We start from the raw sequence: 23674 nt of genomic DNA on the forward strand, positions 1-23674 counted from the left end.
TATTTACCAGTTTATTATTGGTGATATAATTTTTAAACAGTATGTAAGTCTATCTGCCGGGTTTGTTCGGAGGTTACAGTTTTAAGTTCTTCTAAATGATGGCGGTACCAGTTTACGCCGGCATACCGGGCATTAAGTTCATAGATCTCGGGTTTACGTTGCAGCAGGTCGAGAATATCCTGGCAAGAAAAATTATCGCGGGTGCGATATAACTCTGCATACACCCGTTCGATAAACTGATAATCCTCAGGATAGTCAATGGTGAACCTGTGCGACATCGAATAATCCAATCCTGTATCCCAAGTCACATTCCCGGTCCTAAACAACTGCGGGTTTTCCCAGATATATGGAGTAGTGTGCTCTAATTCCAGGGGCCGGGCGGCATTTTCCCAGGCTTTTTGTAAACAGTCCATCGTCATTACTTCTACATCATTACCATCGGGATGCGTAGCGGGGTGCAGGTTGCTTACATAATCAAACTTGCCTTTGTTGTTGAAGAAGTGATCTAGCACATCGTCAACAATCCGCGGATCTATTAGCGGGCAATCCGAAGGGATCTTCAATACCACATCTGCGTTATACATTTTAGCGGCTTGGTAATGCCGATCGAGTACATTTTCAAGGCTCCCTCTGTAATAAGGGACTTTTAATAGATTAGCCTCGTTTACAATAACATCATCTTCGGCATTGGTAGATGTGGCAATAACTACAGTAGCACGGTGACGGATAATAAGCAAGCGTTCTATCATGCGGGCAAGCAAGCTTTTGCCTAAAATGGGCATCATTATTTTGCCTGGTAGTCGGCTCGACGCCGTACGAGCCTGTACAATAATTACAACGTTATCTGCCATCTTCACTTAATCTTTAGATAATAATACCTCCGCGTACTCGTGTACAGTCTTCTTAGGCACGGGAATCATTTGCGGATTAAAGTCGGCTTTGTCGCCATTGTGTTTTAAATATCTGCGGCATATACCGGCAATTGTTTGAGCCGATATTCCGCCATTTTGTTCGGGGCAAAGTTGTTCCAGTTGCTCCAGGTCAAACCACGAATGCACCTTTTTACCTAAAGCAATACCGGTATACACCACGGTTGAATATTGGGTGATGAGCTCACAGCAATTGGCAATCATATGATTGGTGTTGCCCGACTTATAAATCATCGTGTCGGCAGGCGCGTGCTGACGAATCTCGATTTCTGCTCTTTCAAAGTTTTCGTTGGGGTGTAGTTTAAACAGCAGCGGTCGGCCATTGGCTATCTGCACCGCTTCTCTTATAAAAGCGGGACGGTTTTCGAATCGAAAGGTTTCGCGCATATCGGTAGTGGCTACCATTACATAATTGCGGTGTGGAAAATCGTTATCCAGAAATTGCTCTATATCATCGTAATTAGGCATCCCGGTTACAACTATTTTGTGGGCATCGGTGCCTTTTTTTACGAAGTAACTTTTATAACCTTGCGAGGCTGCGCAATATATATCACAAACGTTTGATGAGCCATTTAGCGAAGTATTACCGCATAGCGAGGGTGGCAAGCCCAGTTTCTTAACTATTTTACTTAGTATGGTATATTTATCAACCATGCCCTCTTGCACCCAGATAGTTTTAGTCTGTCGCATACGGACAGGCACTATCATGTCAGAACAATAAACTACCAGATCGTAGGTATGGAGTTGGGCTCTATAATCTATCTGCAAATCATACTGTCGTAAATAAGCTTCAGACTTTAATCTGAACTTATCAGACATAATGACGCCATTAAAAATGGAGGTTCGGTGAAGCAGAAAGTTACCGATGCGCGAGTCTGTAAACAGCTGGCTAAACCAACAATCCATATCAGGAAGTTCGCTTGCAATCTGGTGCATTTGCAAAGTTTGATTAAGAGAACCGGTAATAAATAGTACCTTTTTCTTCATGCGGTGGCTTAATAGCTTATAGGCTGGTTGTTGTAATAATTAAAAGTAAATGCGCAACCTTTAAATAATAAGAAGTTAAGATTATCAAATTATGAAGCGGCTAAATGATGGTTATTAACTAGTCGGCTTTTGCGTAGTTTTTAGAATCGGAAAGTAGGAAGTCCCTTAGTATAACCAGTTTGTCTGTGTTAATTAAGTCTACACCGCAGTTTAATAGCTCCTTCCAAACTATCTCATTTTCTGGCGATGCCCACAACCTCACCTTTTTTCCAAACCGGTGGGCTATTTGCACTAAAGCACATAATCGCTGGCGTTCCATGAGGGGCATGCTGCCATTGCCCGTCCACCTCAATACTCTCGAATATTTGCAACTTGCCGTTTGATATACATTTTTTGCCAGGGTATCTTGTTGTGCACGCATTAGGTCTTCGTCAATAAAGGCTAAACGGTTTTGCTGGGCTTTGAGTAGGGTATAGGGTTTGTGCCCCGTTAAAACAACGGTAATTTGACGCTGAATAAAAATGCCATTCTCATAACCCGATATAATGGATCTATATTTATTAAACACTTGCTCCAAAGCTTCATAGGTTTTATTGGCTTCAGATTTTATGTCTATCATTAACATTACCGGATATTCGGGGCAGGTTTGATTTTTACCGTTAATACATTCTTCTAAGGGTTCAAAGTAAAGGCGCTCCAGCGTACGGCTTCTTTTAAAAATAGGGAGCATATGAGCCACTACCAATCGCCCGTTCCGTAAGTAAACATCTGCTTCGATATGCGTATACCCGTTGTCTAATGCGTCATAAAGCGGTCGCTTGTGCCAGTAATCGTTGTGAGCAAAAGCGTTTAATAACGAATGATTTTGGGGGTAGCAATTAAGGCTGACTAAAATCAGCAATGAGAAAAGGGATAATGTCAGGTGCTTAGGGCAAAAATTTGCTGTTCGCATCGTCTATCTGGGGTTATGGAACAAATTTACCCTTCTAGTATTTCCAAATTATTACATTAAAATGAATTATTTGCCAAGCTTAGCGCCGTGAAAAGTAACATTCTGGTGAACGCATGTATATAATGTGTGTTTATGATATAGCCACCTGGAAATAGCCGGCCTATGTGCTTGAATTTTAATTAATTATTTAATGCTCGCTTTCTATTGAATTCACAGGCGGTATGCATATTGTAATTCACCCAATAAAAGCGAACCCATGAAAACTTATTTTGAAACAGAGACAGAGGTTGCAGAAAACGATGTTTTTTTTGCGCAATTTCCAGACGAAGACGAGGACCAAGAATCGGATGTTGACCAGACTGTTGTTGACGATGATGACGATTTTCTGTTCGATGATGAAGATGGCGAAGTTGACGGCCCTGTAAATGACACCGACGAAGAGGAGTAATCCTTCGGTTTAAAGGGATACAGCTGAACTAGTCAGCTGTATCCCTCTCAGTAAGTTTGTGTAGTATCACTTGCTTAGCAAGTTCAATATTTTGTGGTATAGCTCTGTATTTTGGTAAGTGCCCTTAAACTCCTGGGCGTGTGGCCCGTAAGCAAATACCGGCACGTTTATGCTGGTATGATCGTTTGTGCTGAATGACCCTAAGACCATTCCATTGCTGGTAGAGGCATCGAGCAGGCTTAAGCCACCGGTTTCATGGTCTGCCGTGATAATTACTAATGTTTCTCCGTCTTCGTCGGCAAATTTCAAGGATTCGGCTACGGTTTTATCAAAATCATGTAGCTCGGTAACTACGTAAGGCAAATTGTTAGCGTGGCCGCCGTAATCTATTTGTGCGCCTTCGGTCATAATAAAGAACCCTTTTTCGTTTTGTGATAAAAGGTGTATTGTTTGCACCAGAGCTTGTTTCAACATATCGCCACGACCATCTTTTATGGGTCGGGTATCAGCGTCTTGAAGTAATACTAACTGCTTGCCGTTGCCTGTAGTTTGCATGTTGGCCAGTGATGTAGACAGGTGATATTGTTTAGCTGACAGTTTACTCATTAAACTTTGATCGGGGTTATTAAGAAAACTTTTTTGATTGGAGCCTATCAATACATCAACGTGGCTGGTCAACAGATCGGCTGCAATGTTTGTAGACTGCTCCCGGTCGAGCACATGCGCATAATAGGCTGCGGGGGTAGCGTCGGTTATGTCGCCGCTGCTGATAATGCCGCTTTTAATACCGTATTGAGCCAATATGTCGGGAAGGTTGGTAATAGATTTTCCGGAGGCATCTTTTCCGATATACCGGTTATTAGTTTTTTCGCCGCAAGCCATCGCAGTAGCACCCGCTGCAGAATCGGTATTATCCGAATTGGCGGCCCGGGTTTGTGAGAAACCTATGTTGCTGCATTGATAAATATTAAGCTTACCATGGTTTGCGGTTAATCCGGCCTGAATTTGTGCCAGCCCCATACCATCGCCAATTAACAAGATAACATTTTTAACTTTTTTATCTGTGCCGTCTGTTTTGTAGGTAGGCTGGTAAACGGGATAGGGAGTTGGGTTGATATATTCTAATTTGCTGCGATTGGATAGAAAGTCCTGTAATTGTTGCGGATGATCTGTATTGATCCAATCTGCACCTAATTTCTCCAGTTGGATCCAGGTATTTGGACTGTCTTGCGTTGCCCAAAACCGGAAAGGCTTGTGCATTGCGTGGGCCGCATTGATCAAACCACTTAGTTTCGCCGAATCTGGCGGTGTAGGGGTGCCCTTGCCATTCCACTTGGTGTAGTTGCCCAGATCATCGCTAATCATGGCAACGTGCTTTAATTCTTCATTAGTGTAAGGTATATTAGGCCTGCCGTCGAAATAGATGTAAGAGGGATAGTCTTTAAATTGAGCAGGAGCTGGCATGTCTCCGCTTAACACTACTTTTACCGCCCATTTATTGACTGGGTTGTTAAATACCCTTTGATAAGGGGCCAGTTCTTTAATCAATGCGGGTATTACATGTTCGTGATCTTCTTTAACATCGATAACCAGTTGCAATTTTTGAGCGGTATCGGCATATGGCCTGTTGCCATGTTGAGCAAAGAAAGTTGCCAGTGGCTTTAGGTACATATTATTTAAGGTCCGATCTGGAGCGATCTCTTTCTTTTCGTGCGCTACGTAAAGTTTGCCATTCAGCAAAAATACGTCGGCCTCAATGGAACCCATGCCGGCAAAATAAGCCTGTAGAAAAGGAATATTTTGATGGTAATCATTATGACTGTGCCCTTTATTGGCGCTAAGGGTTTGCGCCTGTAACGCGCTTTGTATTAATCCGGTAGCAAAAAAGATAAGCAGCAGTTTCTTTCTAAATGTCATAGTGATATTATAAGGTAGTGGTGTTTAGTTGTTTCCCGAGAACCTCTCATGTTTTTGCTTTGAAGCTCAGTCGCAGTGCCATTTTGAACCAGCGTCAGAAACAAACTTACCATTACTCGGGCAGCAAACTTATATTTTGCACTTTAACTAATTGTAAGTTTAGGATAAACAGATGGTTGGTACACAATAGGAACTATTTATATTCACCAAAATCTTGTTTAATCGAAATTAATGTCTACTTGGCTTCTGTTCGACAAATGAGACCCAAGTAAACTTATTTGTTTTTCTGTAGGACAGTGAATTTTAATGAAACAGTATTTCCGCTGGCGTCAACCAAGGTTAATATATGGTTGCCGGGTGGCGGCTCCAATGCCATTTGATGAAAATCGACCGTTGTGCCTACAAACTTATCGTCGAGGTGCCAGTATATCTTTACGCCTTGTTGGCGGTGTGCTGCATTGCAAATGATACGACCCCTGCTTCCGTCTGCTTCAATCGGTATGTACACTTTTGCGCCATCTTTGGGATATATCACCTCCAATGGCTGTTGCTTATCTGCATCGGTGCAATCGCTGCGGAAAGGAGGGAGTGTGTGATACAGATAGTTTTTGGTTTTGTAGTAATACTCCATTGCGGGCGGCAACACAAACCAATGCCGGTTGATGATTTGATCGGGTAATACACAGTCACTATTTACCTGGTATTGGCTTTTAAGATCGAGATGTACCAGTTGATGATAAGGGCATACCGGAGATTTTAGTCCGGCAACAGGCACCCACATATCATCAGTATCATCGCAATATTCACCCGCCCGGAAACCGCTCTGATGACAAACCTTGATCTTCACCATTTCATTAACAGGTTTTTCAAACCAATCCCGTGCCACAGGCAATAAGCGAAAAATTTCAAAAAGTGCAGGTGCAGCGGTATTTACTCCCGTTAAATTAGGGCGGCCTTCGCCCGTGGTATTACCAACCCAAACACCCACAACATATTTAGGGGTAATACCTATTGCCCAACCATCACGAAAGCCGAAACTGGTGCCGGTTTTCCAGGCAATGCGTTGTGTAGAACCAAACTGTTGCCACAGCATTTCCTCGCCTGGCCGCATCACTTCTTCCATAGCTTCCAGCGTGTAAAAAATAGACCCGGCATCCAATAGGCCTGTTTTCTGTAATTTAGGTTTTTCTGGCGAGCTAAGCGCATATACCGGCGAATGGTAATCTGCTGGGCTGTACAGGCCATTGTATTTTTTGTAGTGGTTAAGTATCCTTGCCATGTCTGCATAAGCGCCGGTAAGTTCCCAAAGCGAGTTTTCGCCGCCACCGAGGATGAGCGATAACCCGTAAAAATCAGCCGGCTGTTTTAGTGTAGTGATGCCTACTTTCTTCAGGAAATCGTAAAAACGTTCGTACTTATATTTCTGCAAAAGCTTTACCGCAGGCACGTTTAAGGAACGCGCAAGAGCCTTTGACGCAGGTACAGCGCCATCATACCCCAGATCAAAATTTTCGGGATGGTACCCTGCAATTTGCGTAGGTATGTCGGGGATTAATGTATGTGGAAGAATTAATCCATCGTGCAACATCGCCGCATATAATAATGGCTTTAAAGTACTCCCCGGACTACGCGGTGCGCCAATCACATCCACGCTGCTTTCCATCAACGGGTCGTTGGTATGGTAGATGTTACCGGCGTAGGCTAATGCTGCGCCGGTTTCTACATCGAGTACTATGGCAGCAATATTGTTGGTGTGATTAGCCTTTAGTACGGTGTGATGACGTTCAATAATGTCGCTTACCTGTTGTTGCAATGATGCTTTAATGGTGCTGGTAATGCGGGTATGACCGGCTGGATTATCCCGATGCTCTGCAACGAATCTGGCAAGTAAATGGGGGGTATATTCGGGTAGGGGAACGGGCTTATTGGGCATGGGCTCTAACTTGGCAAGCATAACCGTATTCTGATCAATAATGCCATTGGCACCAAGCTTGTCCAAAAGCAGGTTACGCTTTTTAAGCAAAGTCACACGGTTTTTGCCGGGATGAACCAATGAAGGCGAGTTAGGCAGAACCGCCATGGCCGCCATTTCGCCCCATGAGAGTTGATCTGGGCTTCGGCCAAAATACCGCCACGAGGCAGCATCGAGGCCGACCACGTTGCTGCCAAAGGGAGCATTACTTGCGTACAACGCCAATACCTCGCTTTTGCTGTGGGTTAGCTCCAGCCGTAAAGCCATTATCATTTCGAGTAGCTTATTCCAGTAGGTGCGTTTATGATGAGTAGCCAGGCGGATCACCTGCATAGTAATCGTACTACCACCGCTACTTACGCGCCCGGACTTTATATTTTGACGGATGGCGCGGCTAAACGCCAATAGATCCACACCCGGATGATGCTCAAAACGTTTATCCTCAAATGCGATAATACACTGTTTAAATTTCTCCGGAACCTTCGCGTCATACGGAAACCGCCATTGCCCGTCTTTAGCGATGGATGCGCCCAATAAGACACCGTCGCTATCGTCTATCACATAAGATGTTGGACTGTTGAAGAGCGGCGAGGGCAGGCAAAACCAAAACAAGAGCAGCAATACCGATATTATTAATAGTATTGCTGCCCTTGATTTAGTAATTTTTGGCTTTTTAATCATTTACAAATTCTGTCCCGCTGCCTACTTCACCACTTCTACCCATCTGCCTTTTTCTACTGCGTTGATAGAGGCATTATACATTGCCTCGCAATAAGTGGCCGGTAAATAGTAACGCCCCGTATAAGCCGCCGTAAGCATTACGTAATACGTATGTTCTTCGCGCTCGTCGAGTTTAAAATAGGTATAAACCCGGTCATCGCGAATGTCCTGGTAATCTGATAAAGATGATTTAAACACTTCATCGTTATTCAGCATGCGAGTGTTTAAAATTTCCCATCCAGAAGGGAAAATCTGCGACAGCGCCATATTATCGTACCGGCCCTTGTGCCCAGGATTCTTAATAGTGACTTTCGCGACAAAATCTGTACCCTGTTTCAGCGATGAAACATCAACAGTCTCGCCTTTAAGTGTGATATAACTTACGTTCATTTGCAGTACATCGCTGTTGTTTTCGGTCACTTGTTCTTGCCCCGGCGCTGGTTGCCCTCGCTGAATTAGTCGCAGATAAAGACGGTTATTGCCATTATTTTTCACCAGTGCCTGGCCGCCGGTAGGGGTAAGCGGCCCCTGCCATATAAATGCGGGCGAGGTAATGGTGCCTTTGGCGTTGCCATTTTGATAGCTAAACATCAGTTTATTGCCCGATTTATTTTGACCGCAATATTGCGCAACCGCTAGTAAACCATACGCAGTAGTTTGTGTGCTATACCAGCTATCCTGCGACAAGTGCGCTGCCACGCTTTGCAATACGTTATTAGCCCGCTGATGATCTCCCAAAAGGGTAAGCGTTTCCAGAATCATGGCTTCGTCGCGCAGGTCCGAGCCATAAGTGCCGTAAAGTTGGTTGTATGGTTGAATGGTTGTACTTAAACCTTTGATCATCTGCAAACCAATCTCTGGCTGCCCGGAAAGCTTGTAAGCCGCCGCGAGCCGCCATTTACTTTGTACGCTCAGGTATTTAGACTCCTTCAGTCTGTTCATAGCGCCAAGCTCAGGCGTGTGTGCCATAGCAAGCAGATATAAGCGATAGGCTTGAGTGAGATCGCCGTAAGGATCTTTATGCGGATCATAAACCCAATTTATAGCCCGTTGCTTTTGATAGCGTTTCCAGTTATCTAAAAAGCCTACAGGCAGGCTGTAACCTTTGGCCTGCACGGCCAGCATAAAGTGCCCGGCATAGTTGGTGCCCCAGTCGTCGGGTTCGCCAACACCCGGCCAGTAGCTAAGGCCCCCGCCCGGAAGCTGGAATCCGCCGAGCCTGTTGACAGTGGATTTAATATTGCGCTGAACCTCTGCCTGCTGTTGTTGTGAAAGTTGCACCAATTGATCTAAATACAACTGCGGGAAGCCCGATGAGGTAGTTTGCTCTACACAACCGTAAGGGTAGTGGATAAGGTACTCTAGCCTTTTAGCCAGGTTTAAGGCTGGTATAGCAGAAATTTCCAATGTGGCCTTGTTGGTACCAATCATACCGGCGGGAGTGTAGCTTGTGTTCCAGCTTTCGCCCGGGTTGAGCGTTTTTTCCAGTACGCGCGTCATCGGCGGGTTAGGGTTACGGATATTTAGTTCTACATCCTGAACCGCTGTTTCGCTGCCGCTTTTGGCTGTGATGCGCACCTTGCCAATGCCAACCATGCTCTTCACATCCAAATCGAAGGTTACTAACTGATCGCCGGGTTTAGCAAAGCTTACTATGCGCTGATTACCTGCATCGCTGTTAAACGCGTTAGACTGGATAGATACATTAACCGTTTTAATATTATTCTCCATTGCGAAAACGGTAACCGGCAACTGGAACTTTTCTGATGGACCTAGCACCCGTGGTAAGGTTGCCAATATCATTAATGGCTTTTTAACGGCTACAGCCTTCTCTGCAAAGCCATAGCCACCATCGTGCCCCGCTATCACCATCGCCCTTACAGAACCGATGTATTGCGGCAAGGTAAAATGCTGTGTCTGCCTTTCGCCTTTGCCTAAACGGAACGGCCCTAAAAATTTCACCACTGGTTTAAACCGGTTTACAGACACGTTCTTGTTGTTACCCAAAGATTGGTCGCCACCTATGCTGAGTATTCTTTCCAGATCACCGCCGTAGGCGCCAATTACATAGTCGAACAGATCCCAGGTCTTAACGCCGAGCGCCTCACGGGCATAAAATGCTTCATGCGGGTCGGGTGTTTTATAATTGGTGAGATCGAGTATGCCTTCATCAACAATGGCAATGCTATAAGTCATTTCCTTACCCGATGCTTCCGATACCGTAATGGCTGATGCTGTCTCCGGTCTGATCTTATCCGGCATACTGATCACCGGCTTTAATACCGTCGCCGGATTATCAACTTTAAGTGGTATAGCACCATACATGCGTATCGGTAAATCGTTTAAGGTTTGAGCATGCCGTTGCAGCAGGGTAACATTTACAAAAATGTTGGGTGCCATGGTTTCGTCAACCTTAAAGCGATATTGGGTTTGGCCTTTGCGGGTATCAATCCAGGCAGATTTCACCACCTTACTGCCGTTCTCGAAACTAATCAACGCACGGCCATCATTGGCGGTAGGGATAGTGAGTACGGCTTCTTCGCCAACTTTATAAGCTTTTTTATCTGATGTGAAAGATAGCATGGCTGCCTCAGTCGGATTGTCCTGCTGCAAGCGCTCTGCCCAGTTTGGCCAGTCTATATAAACAATTTTGCCGGTAGAGTGCCCGCTCTGGCGGTCTTTAACTTTAATAAGATAGCGACCCCAATCTGCTTGGTTAACCCGTAAGTCCCATTTGGCTTTGCCATTTTCTACCACTACGGTTTGGGTTTGCACCAGTTTGTTATATTGGTTTTGGGTAAAGTTGCTCATCTCGTCGCCGGTTTGATCCCACCACCAACGCCACTGTATTTTATAAAGTTCTACATCCACATACCTAACGCCGCGAAAAGGGTTGCCATTAACATCAACATCGGCAATATCTATGCTGTGCGTATTATCGGTAGTTAACATTCCGCTAAGTGAGCTGCCCTCGGGCACTTTGATGCCCACATAACCGTTGTAAACATTATAAGGCATCGAAACCTGTTGAATGCTGAAATTACCTCCTGGTTCAAAAACCTTAACCAGGAAATTTGCTTTCAGCTGACCGGGTGCCTGCTTTTCAATATCCACGTCGGCATTAACAGACGCGGTGCCTTCGGCGTTAAGCTTGCCATCAAAAATGGTTTGAGTTTGGGTTCCAAACGGTAGGGTGGGATCATCAAATACGTAGCCATTGTAATTTTTGAACCTGGTATTTTGTGGCGATAAAAAGGCATCGACCTTGGCTTTAAGGTTCTGAGCGATACCACCGAACAGCCATTTTGCTGTAAGTACACCGTTGCTGCTGGCGCCTTTAATCAATTCGTCCTTATCGCCGAATGAGAGGTTAAGCTTTAAGCGGTTAGGCATAATTGTTTCCACTTTTAAGCTTTTTTCAAATACAGCACCACCTACCTTTACCTTGGCCATCCAATTGCCGGTTGGCGATGAAGTGGTGGTTGCCGTATGGAAACTATAGAACCCATCTACCGAATTTGTTTTGGTAATACGTTTGTATAGCTGGCCTTGCGGATTATAAAACTCAAACTCTACTGGGTGATCTGGTGGCAGGGTCCTTAATTTATCTTCCAGAATGAAGGATACAAATATCGAATCACCCGGTCGCCACACGCCGCGCTCGCCGTAAATGAAGCCCTTTAATCCATTCTGAATTTGCTCGCCGCCCACATCAAAACGCGATAAAGGCAATGCGCTACCATCATCCAGTTTTAAATAACCACGCTCTTTGCCACTTTTAGCAACCAGTAGATATGGTTTGCGTTTAAGCATAAATTTAGCGAATCCGTCGCCGTCCGACGATCCTTTATAAATTACTTGCTTTTGAAAATCAAGTAATTCCAGATCAACATTGGCCATTGGTTGGGCAGTAAGAATATTGGTCACCGCTACCAGCATGCTATTATCATTCCCCCGTTTGGTAATAAGCCCTATGTTTGAAGCGATAACGTTGCGGGTTGCCCAGCGGTCTTTACTGTAATAAGAAGCAGTACAGGGATCGTCTTTTTCGTCCCAGCGATAACCTTCGGGGTAATAACTATCGTATCGTTGCCAAAACTGGTCATCGTCGTCGTGCACGCCACTGTCATAGCCGCCGTATCCTTCATCTCCATCTTCGTCTGTATTGTTATCGGCTTCTTTAGCGGTAGTTTTTTGAACCTTACAGTTATATAACGAATACGACTTACGGAAGCCAATCACCACCCGGTAAATCGCCCCCGGTTCGGTGCGCATTAGGTGGTCTATGTCCAGCATAAAGCGGTTCTTCTTGTTTAGGTTAAGACTCTTGTCTTCGTCCAACCTGATGGTTGTTTCCACCACCGGACGTCCAACCTGCCTTAGCTGTTCCGAACCGTCGAACCCATTATTCTGGAAGTATTGCGGTACGTTGTTCTCGTAAATTTTAATGATGCTTACATCAACGGCATTAAGGTTAACAGCTTCGAAAGGCATCATCAGCTTGCCCGAATCTGGTAAAATAACGCCTTTGCCGGGTATGGTTACTTCGGGTAAACGATTCTCGAAAAACAGGTTAGCGGTAAAGCTTTCGGTGAGTTTTTTGTGAGTAATATCTTCTATTCCTTCGCTTGCCGTGGCGGTATAATTTCCGTTTAGGCGGTCTGGTGCGTAGAGTTTTACCATACTGCCATCAATGGTATAGGCCAGGTCGGTTACATTACTCAGGCTTAGAAGTCCATTTAATTCCTGGCCGATTCTGATTGGATTAGAGAATTGGTAAAGCACATACTGATCTTGTTCCTGAATGGCCTTAATTGCCAGTAATTTAAATACGCCTACCGCCGGAATCTCAAAATCAGAGCGCCCTTTTTTGTCAATATCCAGCGCGCTGCCATCCCAGTTGATGGCGAGGCTGGCAGAACCCCCGTTTGGCCTCGGTACATTATTTACAGTAAACTCGTGAGTTTTAGTTGCAGGATGATGTACCCAGGTAATTTTAACGTTGGAAGTGTAACTAGAGCTAAGCAGTTTTTCAATCTTCGCGGGTTCTTCATTGTCGGCAGTTTGTACAACACCGGTCAGTTTCATCTTATCGAGCGATGTGGAAGTTGCTGTTTGTAACCCATCAAAATCAACAGTGAAATCGGGTTTGATCGTCTTAAAACCAAACACAAAATGCTCGTAATCATCGGGTACCTTAGTTACTTTCCCTAGGTTAAAATCTACCTCATAGTTCTTGTCCGGATCCAGTTTCTGTTCGGGTCGAAATTCCACCGTTTGGGCGTCTACCCAATAAGCTTTTCCTTTTACCGATGGCGAGAAATCGAAGGTGCCATCCTTTAAGGGTTCGTTTTGCGCATGAATGGTTTGCACCTCATTAGCCAACTTTATGCGGATGCTGCTTTCTTTAGAAATTACCCCCGCGGTATAAGATTGGATATACTTGCTAAAGGCACGGTCGACCTCAGTTTTGTGGCGATGTCTGAAAATTACAAATAAAGAAAAGGCTAAAATAAATACGGCTGCGCCTGCCCCAATCAAGCTGTTGCGACGAGTAAACCGGATGTTCTCGAGTGGCATATTTTAATAAGGTTGATAATCAAATATACCTGAATAACAATAAAATCAAATAATGGCTTTATATTCTTAAACTATTGCGTTAACCTTTTCTGGGAGGGTAGTGGAAGTGATTTTCGAACTTGTATGTGACAGCAGAATCAACCTGCCTAACGGACTGGTGCAATGGTTGAGCTTTGCTGACTTATTCGTTCCGAAAACATACTTAAAAGTATGCAGAAGTGGAACATTTTTTGAGTTCGAAATAAAGATATTTTTTTGTAATTATTTGATTTTTAGTTTACTGTAGCTTTAATAAGGTTGTGATACAGACTTATTAGTCCGCAAAGTGGAACACAGTGGTGCAGTTGGAACGCACCACTTAACTGTAGCTCTGTGAATTGATTTTTAATAGCCTCATCATAAATTTTAGCTAAACTGTGATCTTCCTAAATTTTAGTTTGGTTTAGATAACCAAACTAAAAATAGCTAATTTGCGATGCCAATTATTTTAGTAATTGGCGCATGCCAAGTGTATTTAAGCGGGGCAGGGAGAAAACATTAGTAACGGTAAATGACGAACGAAAATACACCTCAGGAGCTTATTTTAGACTTTATTAAATACACTAATCAGCCTATCTTTTTGACCGGGAAGGCGGGTACCGGTAAAACTACACTGCTCCGTAAAATTAAGAATGAGGTTACTAAAAATCTGGCCATTGTTGCGCCGACTGCGGTAGCCGCATTAAACGCAGGCGGGGTTACCATGCATTCCTTTTTTCAGATTCCGTTTGGCCCATTGCCGCCTGTACCTGCCAGCGAGGATGCCGGTAACACCAATTATGCCCCCGATAAAATAAAACTGCTGAAATGCCTCGAACTACTGATCATAGACGAGATCAGTATGGTGCGTGCCGATATCCTAGACTACGTTAACCGAGTGCTGCAAAATATAAACGGTTCTACTCAACCATTTGGCGGGGTGCAGGTTTTAATGATTGGTGATCTTTACCAACTGCCCCCGGTGGCTAACCAGGATTGGTCGCTTTTGAGTGCTTATTATGCAAGCCCGTATTTTTTTGAGAGTCAGGTATTCAAGGCGTCACCACTAGTTACGTTTGAGTTAACTAAGGTGTACCGCCAGTCAGATCCTGTGTTTATCGATATTTTGAATGGCATCCGTAACGCTGCGCTGGATGCAGATTTGCTTGATATCCTGAACCAACGTTACCAAAATGCATCGGATACGATAGATAGGGAAGACCATATTACCCTGACAACCCATAATCAATTAGTAGGAGAGATCAATCGTCAGCGATTGGAACAGTTGGACGGTGAGCTGCATCGCTTTAAAGCGATTGTTAGTGGCGATTTCCCTAAGGACGCTTACCCTGCGGATGAAGAACTCCAATTGAAAGTGGGGGCGCATGTGATGTTTACTAAGAACGATTCATCGGGCAAAAAACAGTATTACAATGGGCGTACGGCCAGTGTGGAGAGCATAAGTGGCGAAGCAATTACATTAAAGTTTTCGGACGATGGCTCGGAGTTTCTTGCAATACCCGAAGTATGGCAAAATATTAAATACGGGTTGGATCAAACCGATCAAAAAATAACGGAGAACAACTCCGGTTCGTTTTCGCAATATCCATTGAAACTGGCCTGGGCCATTACCATTCATAAAAGCCAGGGCCTAACTTTTGATAAGGCAATTGTAGATGTGAGTGCCGCATTTGCACATGGACAGGCCTATGTGGCCCTTAGCCGTTGCCGTAGCTTGGAGGGATTGATACTGAATGCCCCTGTGCAACAAAACAATATTATTACGGACCCTGCTGTGGTGCGTTTTATGAATGGTGCAGTTATTAGGCCACCGGATCAACAGCTTTTACAGCAATCTATCCATCTGTATGAACGTGGACTGGTTACCAACCTGATGGATTTCAAAGCCATTACCGCAAGCTGGAAACAACTAGGTCAGCTATTGAAACTGCTGCCATTGGGGCCAATTATAGACCTCTATAATCAAGCCGATCCTGTTTTGACGACTGACGTAGCCAAAGTTGCCGATCGCTTTGTACGGCAGGAAGTAAACGCTTTATCGGATGACGAAGGTGTAAGCAACCAGCCGATTTTTTTAGAAAGGCTAAAAAAGGCCGCGGGGTATTTTATCCCGAAGATAGCTGAAGTAACGGCTGCCATGCACAATATGGTATCAGCGCCCTGGGACAATATTCCCGATCAACATAGGTTTACAGGCCTGTTGGATAACTGTTTAAGCCTCTTGTTAACTAAACATGCTTTGTTTTTGGTAGCAAAAAGCAACTTCAATATAGATGCCCTGCTAACCGCTCGCCGTAAAACAGATGCAGCTTATAAGCCTATTCAAAAGAGTAAAGTGCCTGACGAGAAGCCGTTGACGCACCCGCGCTTGTACGACGATCTGTTGCTTTGGCGTAAAATGGTTGCCGCAGACAGAAAGATGCTGGAGCACGCTGTTTTACCAGAAAAAACCTTGAAATTGATTGCCGAAAAACTGCCCCGCTCTACTGATGAGGTTGCAGCGATCAAGGGGATTGGTAAAGGTAAGGCCTTAGATATTGGCGATAAGCTGGTAAGGCTAATCAATAACTACCTGGGAGCGCAATCGTTGTTTTAACCTTGAATTATATACGCACAAAAAAGCGGGAAGATCAATCTGATTTTCCCGCTTTTTTATATAGATCGTTTTAACTTATACGTTAAAACGGAAGTGCATAATGTCGCCATCCTGCACAATGTAAGTCTTGCCTTCTACGCCCATTTTACCAGCTTCTTTGCAAGCAGCTTCAGAACCGTATTTCACAAAATCGTCGTATTTGATTACCTCAGCGCGGATAAAGCCCTTCTCGAAGTCGGTATGAATAACACCTGCCGCTTGCGGTGCTGTGAAACCCTGGGTAATAGTCCATGCGCGAACTTCCTGTACACCTGCAGTAAAATAAGTGCTCAGGTTAAGTAATTGGTATGCTGCCTTAATCAGTTTGTTTACGCCTGATTCTTCCAGTCCTAGATCCTCTAAGAACATCTCGCGTTCTTCGTAAGTTTCCAGTTGAGCAATTTCAGATTCAATCTGGGCAGAAATGATCAGTACGCGGGCGTTTTCATCTTTAACAGCCTCTCTAACCTTCTCTACGTAAGCGTTACCGGTGTTAACAGATTTCTCCTCCACGTTGCAAACGTACATTACTGGTTTAGCGGTAAGTAACCAAAGGTCTTCAATTACATCCTGATCTTCAACAGCAACTGGGGCAGTACGGGCAGATTTACCTGCCAGTAAATGGTTTTTGTAAACGTTTAAGATTTCCTGAGCTCTTTTAGCGTCTTTGTCGCCAACTTTTGCAGATTTATCAACTTTTTGCAGTTTCTTCTCAACCGAATCCAAATCTTTCAATTGTAACTCGGTATCAATAATTTCTTTATCGCGGATAGGATCTACCGAGCCGTCTACGTGTATTACGTTATCATCATCAAAGCAACGCAAAACGTGAATTATTGCATTTGTAGCGCGGATATTACCTAAAAACTGGTTACCCAAACCTTCCCCTTTACTGGCACCTTTAACAAGGCCGGCAATGTCAACAATTTCGATAACGTTAGGCACTATCCGTTGCGGATTTACCAGCTCCGCCAGCTTGGTAATACGCTCATCGGGTACGGTAATTACGCCCACGTTTGGTTCAATGGTACAAAACGGAAAGTTTGCCGCTTGTGCCTTTGCATTTGATAAACAGTTAAAAAGTGTCGACTTACCCACGTTTGGCAAACCTACTATACCACATTGTAAACCCATTTTATTTCTTAGTTGATTGAGTTGTTTATGTTTATTGGGTTAAGTAGTTGAAAATTTAGACAGGCTTGAGTCAGAACTTAATCAACTCAATGAACCTAATCAACTCAATCAACCACCCCACAAAAATCCCGCAAAGATAACATAAAATTCATCGGGATAATTTGAAAAAATAAACGACTTTTGCCAGCGTTAGCAGTTTATTAAATATACCAATGTAAAAGGAGGCACCGATATGGAAGAAATGGTTGAGCAAGTAGAGGCATTGCTGGAACAAGGCGATCAAAACCAGTTGCAGGATTATTTGAACAACCTTAATATATCGGATGTCGAACAATTGATTGATGACCTACCAGAGCATGCTGCCATGTTTCTGGAAACGCTTTCTTTAAACCGCGCTGTTAACGTATTCAGAATCCTGGATTTCCCGACTCAGGAGCGCATTATCAAAAAACTTTCTGGGAAAAAGATTGCAGAGCTGATTAATGAGTTGCCGCCCGATGACCGCACCGCGTTATTTAGCGAACTGCATGGCGATGCCGTGAAAAGCCTGATACTGCACCTGCCGCCCGACGATCGTAAAGAAGCTCTATCCTTATTGGGTTACAAAGAAGATAGCGTTGGCCGTTTGATGACGCCAGACTACATTGCCGTTAAAAAAAGCTGGGATGTACAACGAGTGCTAAGCCACATTCGCCGGTTTGGTAAGAACTCCGAAACCATTGATGTGATCTACGTAGTTGATGACAAGGGTGTCCTGCTAGACGATATCCGTATCCGTGAAATATTGTTAGTAGCGCCCGAAACCAAGATCATTGATTTGATGGATAGCCGCTTAATTGCACTCAATGTAAATGAGCCGCAACAGGAAGCTATTAATACCTTTAGGATGAATAATCGTGTGGCTCTGCCAGTTACCGACGACGATAATATCTTGTTGGGTATAGTTACTGTTGATGATATCCTTTGGATCGCCAACGAAGAATATACTGAAGATATACAAAAAATAGGGGGAACCGAAGCCCTTGACGAACCTTATCTTGATATTCCTCTGCTTCGACTGGTTAAAAAGCGTGTAGGCTGGCTTATCATCTTATTTTTAAGTGAGATGCTAACCGCGACTGCTATGGGGTTCTTTGAAGGCGCTATAGAAAAGGCGGTGGTGCTGGCTCTATTTATCCCGTTAATCATATCGAGCGGTGGTAACAGCGGTTCGCAGGCTTCTACGTTGATTATCCAGGCCATGGCCTTGGGTGAGGTCACAGTGGCCGACTGGTGGCGGGTTATGCGTCGCGAGCTTTTATCGGGCTTTTTATTGGGGGCAACGTTGGGTACCATTGGCTTTTTCCGCATTTATGTATGGACGATGTTTAGTAACGTTTATGGGCCACATTGGATACTTGTAGGCCTTACAGTAGGAATAGCACTAATAGGTATCGTGCTTTGGGGATCACTGGCAGGTTCTATGCTGCCATTATTACTGAAGAAACTAGGCTTAGATCCTGCAACCTCATCCGCACCATTTGTGGCCACGTTAGTAGATGTTACCGGACTGATTATTTACTTCTCGATTGCCGTGTTAATTATGCGAATTTGAGGCAATTCCTTTAATCAAATAAGATATAATAAAAAAGCCCTGCTCGCTACCGAGCAGGGCTTTTTTATTGTAGTGATTGTTTTATATCTCGAAAGAAAAATCTTCGTCGGCTGTTTTGGCAACTTCTACGCCCTCGCCAAATTCGTAACGTTTTTCAACAACTTCCTGGTGGGATTTGATATAGTCAACAGTGCATTTAAGGCCTTCAGCAAATTTTTCAAAATCTTCTTTGTATAAAAAGATCTTGTGTTTTACAAAAACACCATCTTCTAGGCGTTTTTTACTTTCTGTTACCGTAATGTAGTAGTCGTTAGATCGTGTTGCCTTAACATCAAAAAAATAGGTCCGTTTACCGGCCCTTATCTTTTTTGAGAAAACCTCTTCCCGCTCTCTGTTGTCAAAATCTCCCATGTTTAAAAGTGTGTCTTAGTTTGATTGGCATAAATATAAATAAATTTTCAAACTGCAAGTAATATTTGAAATATAGTTTAACTTTTTTAAAACAATTTCAAAAAATCGTTTTCGGGTAACACAGGGCCTGAAAAAAGCAAGACTGGGCTAAAATTTTTGCCTATAAAAAATGCTGAATTATAAAATATTATTATTGCTTATAGTGATATTTAAAATTGTGTAAGCAAATCAGTTAAAGATTAATAGGAGATATAAATCCGGATATTATCCAACCCTGATAGTATCTGGTTGTTTATTTACGATATAGTCAAACACATCCGGGCGTGCGTAGTGGCCTATAACATCGAAATCAAGTTTGCTTTTTGCCAATACCGAAAAATCAAGTTCGGCGGTGAGTAGCCCCTCTTCATTCCAAAGCGGGCCAGCTAAAACCTCGCCCGTTGGCGAAATAATTACGCTACCCCCGGCGCTCATAATTTCCGGCTCATCGGTTAATTCTGATTGATACTGCTCGGGATAGTCAGATTTTCTTACAAATTGATTGCAGGCAAGTACAAAACAGCGACCCTCTAAAGCAATATGCTGCATGGTTGATTGCCATGATGGCCGGGCATCTGCAGTGGGAGCGAGGTAGATTTGTACGCCTTTGGTGTACATGCTCATGCGCGCCAGTGGCATGTAGTTCTCCCAGCAGATGAGTCCGCCAATAATGCCCAGATCGGTATCCAGTGTAGTTAGCGTTGTGCCGTCGCTTTCGCCCCAAATGTAGCGTTCTAAGCCTGTGGGTTTTAGTTTTCGGTGCCTACCCAGCAGGGTGCCGTCTTTATCAAAATAAAGTAGGCTGCAGTGCAACGTGCCGCCAATGGTTTCCTTTTCGGTAACACCCAAGGCCACCATTATCCCGGCTTTTTTAATGGCTTCGCTAATAGTTTTGATATGGGGCGAAGTGGTTTCGATGCTGTTATTCCAGTAATCCAGCCACATCTCGCGGCCGCGGTCGGTGCGCTTGCCAATTACCGCCTCAAAACTTAAACCACGTGGGTAGCATGGAATAAATGATTCGGGAAAAAGTAAAAGTTCGCAACCTTGCTGTGCGGCTTTATCTATCCAGTTGCAGACAATTTCAACAGTCCCGGCCATGTCGAACAGGGCGGGGGTTGCCTGTGCTACGCCAACTTTCACTTTTCTTAAATCCATAATTGTAGTTAGTGGATATTATGCGTTTTCTTGTTCATCCAGCAATTGCTTTTCATAAAGATCGAAGTACGCGCCCTTTTGTTGCATCAGGAAATCATGGTTGCCGCGTTCAATAATCTCCCCCTGATCTAGCACCAAAATCTGATCAGCATTTTTAATCGTCGATATACGGTGGGCAATGATAATGCTCGTTTTACCGTTCATAATCTGCCCCATATTGTTCAGAATTTCTTCCTCTGTACGTGTATCAACAGCCGAAAGGCAATCGTCAAAAATCAAGATTTGCGGCTGTTTAAATATGGCCCTTGCGATTGATACACGCTGCTTTTGTCCGCCGGATAAAGTAATACCTCGCTCGCCGATCATGGTGTCGAAGCCTTCTTCAAATTCAATGATATTGCCATATACAGCTGCGTCTTTAGCGGCCTGCTCAACCCGTGGCTGATCCATTACATCGGCACTAAAAGCAATATTTCGGCCAATAGTGTCCGAAAACAAGAATACCTCCTGGGGTACAAAACCAATTTGCGAACGATAGTTTTCCAGATCGATCTGATCCACGGCTTTGTTATCTATTAAAATGCTGCCGTTGTCCACGTCATACATTCGCATAATAAGGTTTGCAATAGTTGATTTTCCAGAGCCGGTACGGCCAATAATCGCTACCATTTCGCCTGGTTTAGCCCTGAACGAAACAGATTTTAATGCCTGTATACCGGTTTCTGGATAGGTGAAAGATACATTGTCAAACACAACCTGTCCGCTTACGAGGTGAGCTGGACCGGTCGAAATAATTTCCGATTTCTCATGCAAAAACTCATTGATCCGTTTTTGTGAGGCTGCAGCGCGCTGTATTAACGAAGTAACCCAGCCCAATGCAATAACCGGGAAGGTAAGCTGGTTAAGATATACAATGAACTCGGCAATGTTGCCCGGGGTAACTGTTCCCTTCATTACCTCAACGCCACCAACGTACATGATAATAATATTGCTTACACCAATAAGCAGCAGCATAAGCGGATAAAACATGGCCTGTACTTTAACCAGCGCCATAGAATGCGTCTTATAACTATTGCTTTCGGCAGTAAAGCTGTCACGTATAAAATCTTCGCGCACGTATGATTTGATAACCCTGATGCCCGAAAATGTAACCTGGACAAAGCTGGAAAGTGCAGACAGTCGTTCCTGTATCTTTTCGCTTCGGAAATTGATGATGCTGTTTACATAATAGATAATAAGCACCAATATTGGTAGCGGAAACACAGAAAATAAGGTTAGGCGTACATTAACGGTAAGCATCATACTCACTGTTAATACAAACACGGCAACGGTATTGGCAGTGTACATAATACCCGGGCCTAAGTACATCCGCACGCGGCTTACATCCTCGGTAGCGCGGTTCATCAGGTCGCCGGTGCTGTGACGGCGATAGAAGGCTAATGAAAGTTCCTGATAGTGCTGGTAGATCTTGTTTTTAAGGTCGTATTCAATATGCCGCGACATCAAGATTAATGTTTGCCGCATAAAGAATAGGAACATACCCCTAAGCAATGCAAGCACCAATACCAATACACCGAACAGCAGCAGGCTTGAACCAAATATGTCGTAAATAAGATTTTGTTTGTTAAAACCTGAATAAAGGCGATAGATGGCAATGTTTTCGGTAACAAGATCAAACGCCACGCGGATAACCTGCGCAGGCAGCACACCAAAAATATTGGATATAATTACGAATAAAATACCCGGACCAAAGTACCAGCGATATTTATAAAAGTATTTATTGAGGTAGGCAAGATCTTTCATTATAAATAGTCCGTATGTCTGGTAGACGGAAAGTCCCTAAACCGAACTTGCCGAAAGCTCAAAAGTACGCTATGCTGTTTGCAATTCAAAAGAAGAAGCGGTGAGGTTAAGTCCGAAAGTGTGTAAGATTGGATTGGAATGATTTTTTTAAGATAGCGCTTACTTATTTCAGGACTAATTAACTTTTGTCACAATGGAAAAAAACCGCTATTTTTGTACGCAAACTCATTCACCACCGAACGCAATGTTATCGACGGATACTTCTCCTAATACAATTTTTGACCTTCTAAGCGCGTTCGGTCATCAAAAGGTAGTTTTCTGTAATGACACCGATACCGGTTTAAAGGCAATTATCGCTATACACAATACTACGCTAGGGCCTGCGCTCGGTGGTACACGTATGTGGGCTTACAAAACAGAAACGGATGCTTTGAAAGATGTTTTGCGCCTGTCTAAAGCCATGACTTATAAAGCTGCCATGTCGGGTTTAAACCTGGGTGGTGGTAGTGCGGTTATCATTGGCGATCCGCGTAAGGATAAGTCAGAGGCGCTGATGCGCAGGTTCGGACGCTTTATAAAAAACTTAAACGGCGAATTTATTACAGCCGAAGATATGGGCACCAATCCAAAGGATATGGAATATATCCGCATGGAAACAGAACATGTGACGGGTGTGCCCGAAAGCATGGGCGGTAGCGGCGACCCAACGCCTATAGCAGCCAGAGGGGTGTTTATGGGTATTAAGGCTTCGGTAAGGGAGTTGCATGGAAGCGATAGCCTGGCAGGTAAATCTGTAATAGTGCAGGGGATAGGCAGCGTAGGCGAAAACCTGGTTAAACTGCTTCGCGAAGAGAATGCCAAGGTTTATGTAAGTGACATTAACGAAGAACGGGTAATACAGATAGCAAAAAAATATGGTGCCCAGCCGGTAGCTAATCACACCATTTTTGATTTGAGCGCTGATATTTACGCGCCATGCGCTTTAGGTGGCACGGTTAATACTAGTACTATAGGTAAACTTAAATGTGCGATTATTGCGGGTTCGGCAAATAATCAGCTCGAAGACGAAACCATTCATGGCAATATGTTGTTGGAAAAAGGGATTTTATACGCCCCCGACTACGTGATAAACGCCGGAGGATTGATCAATTGCTACTCGGAACTGGCTGGTTTCAGCAAAAAACGTAGCCTGCAGTTAACTGAGAATATTTACGACGCTACCCGCAACATACTAAAACTATCTAAAGCTGAGAACATAAGCACTATAGAAGCTGCTAACAAAATGGCCGAAAAGCGCATCACAGACATCAGAAGAATTAAATCATCATATTAATATAACACGGGCTTTGCCCAAAA

At 44.0% G+C, this 23674-nt stretch carries 14 protein-coding genes; 4 read left to right on the plus strand and 10 right to left on the minus strand.

All coding sequences use genetic code 11. The features are described 5' to 3' along the window. Window positions 1-32: 32 nt before the first annotated feature. The 3 genes from GSY63_RS10480 to GSY63_RS10490 all read right to left on the minus strand — a co-directional run bounded on the left by GSY63_RS10480 (window position 33) and on the right by GSY63_RS10490 (window position 2868). Complete coding sequence (locus GSY63_RS10480) at window positions 33-851, minus strand: cytidylyltransferase domain-containing protein (RefSeq protein ID WP_166585758.1); 819 nt, start codon at window positions 849-851, stop codon at window positions 33-35. A gap of 6 nt (window positions 852-857) precedes the next feature. Next, window positions 858-1916, minus strand: a complete 1059-nt coding sequence (locus GSY63_RS10485; RefSeq protein WP_166585759.1) for a hypothetical protein — start codon at window positions 1914-1916, stop codon at window positions 858-860. A gap of 118 nt (window positions 1917-2034) precedes the next feature. Further along, window positions 2035-2868, minus strand: a complete 834-nt coding sequence (locus tag GSY63_RS10490; RefSeq protein ID WP_166585760.1) for a phosphatidylinositol-specific phospholipase C/glycerophosphodiester phosphodiesterase family protein — start codon at window positions 2866-2868, stop codon at window positions 2035-2037. A gap of 256 nt (window positions 2869-3124) precedes the next feature. Between GSY63_RS10490 and GSY63_RS10495 the strand changes: the two genes are divergently transcribed. Beyond that, window positions 3125-3316 (plus strand): hypothetical protein, encoded by a 192-nt coding sequence (locus tag GSY63_RS10495; RefSeq protein ID WP_166585761.1) that lies wholly within the window; start codon window positions 3125-3127, stop codon window positions 3314-3316. Between the two features lie 66 nt (window positions 3317-3382). Here the strand turns inward: GSY63_RS10495 and GSY63_RS10500 are convergent, their stop codons facing one another. The 3 genes from GSY63_RS10500 to GSY63_RS10510 all read right to left on the minus strand — a co-directional run bounded on the left by GSY63_RS10500 (window position 3383) and on the right by GSY63_RS10510 (window position 13505). Continuing rightward, the gene (locus tag GSY63_RS10500; protein ID WP_166585762.1) at window positions 3383-5233 is read right to left on the minus strand and encodes an alkaline phosphatase; all 1851 of its coding nucleotides are present in this window, start codon (window positions 5231-5233) and stop codon (window positions 3383-3385) included. A gap of 274 nt (window positions 5234-5507) precedes the next feature. Further along, the gene (pbpC, locus tag GSY63_RS10505) at window positions 5508-7886 is read right to left on the minus strand and encodes a penicillin-binding protein 1C (RefSeq protein ID WP_166585763.1); all 2379 of its coding nucleotides are present in this window, start codon (window positions 7884-7886) and stop codon (window positions 5508-5510) included. 21 nt (window positions 7887-7907) lie between these two features. Then, complete coding sequence (locus GSY63_RS10510; protein WP_166585764.1) at window positions 7908-13505, minus strand: alpha-2-macroglobulin family protein; 5598 nt, start codon at window positions 13503-13505, stop codon at window positions 7908-7910. A gap of 550 nt (window positions 13506-14055) precedes the next feature. Between GSY63_RS10510 and GSY63_RS10515 the strand changes: the two genes are divergently transcribed. Further along, window positions 14056-16140: an HRDC domain-containing protein gene (locus tag GSY63_RS10515; protein WP_166585765.1), complete on the plus strand. Its 2085-nt coding sequence runs from the start codon at window positions 14056-14058 to the stop codon at window positions 16138-16140. 75 nt (window positions 16141-16215) lie between these two features. Here GSY63_RS10515 and ychF read toward each other — a convergent pair whose 3' ends face one another. Beyond that, entirely contained in the window at window positions 16216-17313 is a 1098-nt protein-coding gene (gene ychF / locus GSY63_RS10520; protein ID WP_166585766.1) for a redox-regulated ATPase YchF, read from the minus strand. A 232-nt stretch (window positions 17314-17545) separates the two neighbouring features. Here ychF and mgtE point away from each other — a divergent pair, with 232 nt between their 5' ends. Continuing rightward, entirely contained in the window at window positions 17546-18907 is a 1362-nt protein-coding gene (gene mgtE / locus GSY63_RS10525; RefSeq protein WP_166585767.1) for a magnesium transporter, read from the plus strand. 81 nt (window positions 18908-18988) lie between these two features. On the opposite strand, the gene GSY63_RS10530 is transcribed toward mgtE, so the two are convergent. From GSY63_RS10530 to GSY63_RS10540, 3 genes are all read right to left on the minus strand, one after another. Beyond that, window positions 18989-19318, minus strand: coding sequence for a DUF3276 family protein (locus GSY63_RS10530; RefSeq protein WP_166585768.1), 330 nt, complete (start codon window positions 19316-19318; stop codon window positions 18989-18991). A gap of 264 nt (window positions 19319-19582) precedes the next feature. Continuing rightward, window positions 19583-20515 (minus strand): carbon-nitrogen hydrolase family protein, encoded by a 933-nt coding sequence (locus GSY63_RS10535; RefSeq protein WP_166585769.1) that lies wholly within the window; start codon window positions 20513-20515, stop codon window positions 19583-19585. A gap of 18 nt (window positions 20516-20533) precedes the next feature. Then, a complete protein-coding gene (locus GSY63_RS10540; RefSeq protein WP_166585770.1) occupies window positions 20534-22318 on the minus strand; it encodes an ABC transporter ATP-binding protein in 1785 nt (594 codons plus the stop codon). Between the two features lie 244 nt (window positions 22319-22562). On the opposite strand from GSY63_RS10540, the gene GSY63_RS10545 reads away from it, so the two are divergent. Next, window positions 22563-23651 (plus strand): Glu/Leu/Phe/Val family dehydrogenase, encoded by a 1089-nt coding sequence (locus GSY63_RS10545; RefSeq protein WP_166586210.1) that lies wholly within the window; start codon window positions 22563-22565, stop codon window positions 23649-23651. The last annotated feature ends 23 nt before the right edge of the window (window positions 23652-23674 follow it).

The organism is Mucilaginibacter agri (assembly GCF_009928685.1).
Lineage (GTDB): Bacteria > Bacteroidota > Bacteroidia > Sphingobacteriales > Sphingobacteriaceae > Mucilaginibacter > Mucilaginibacter agri.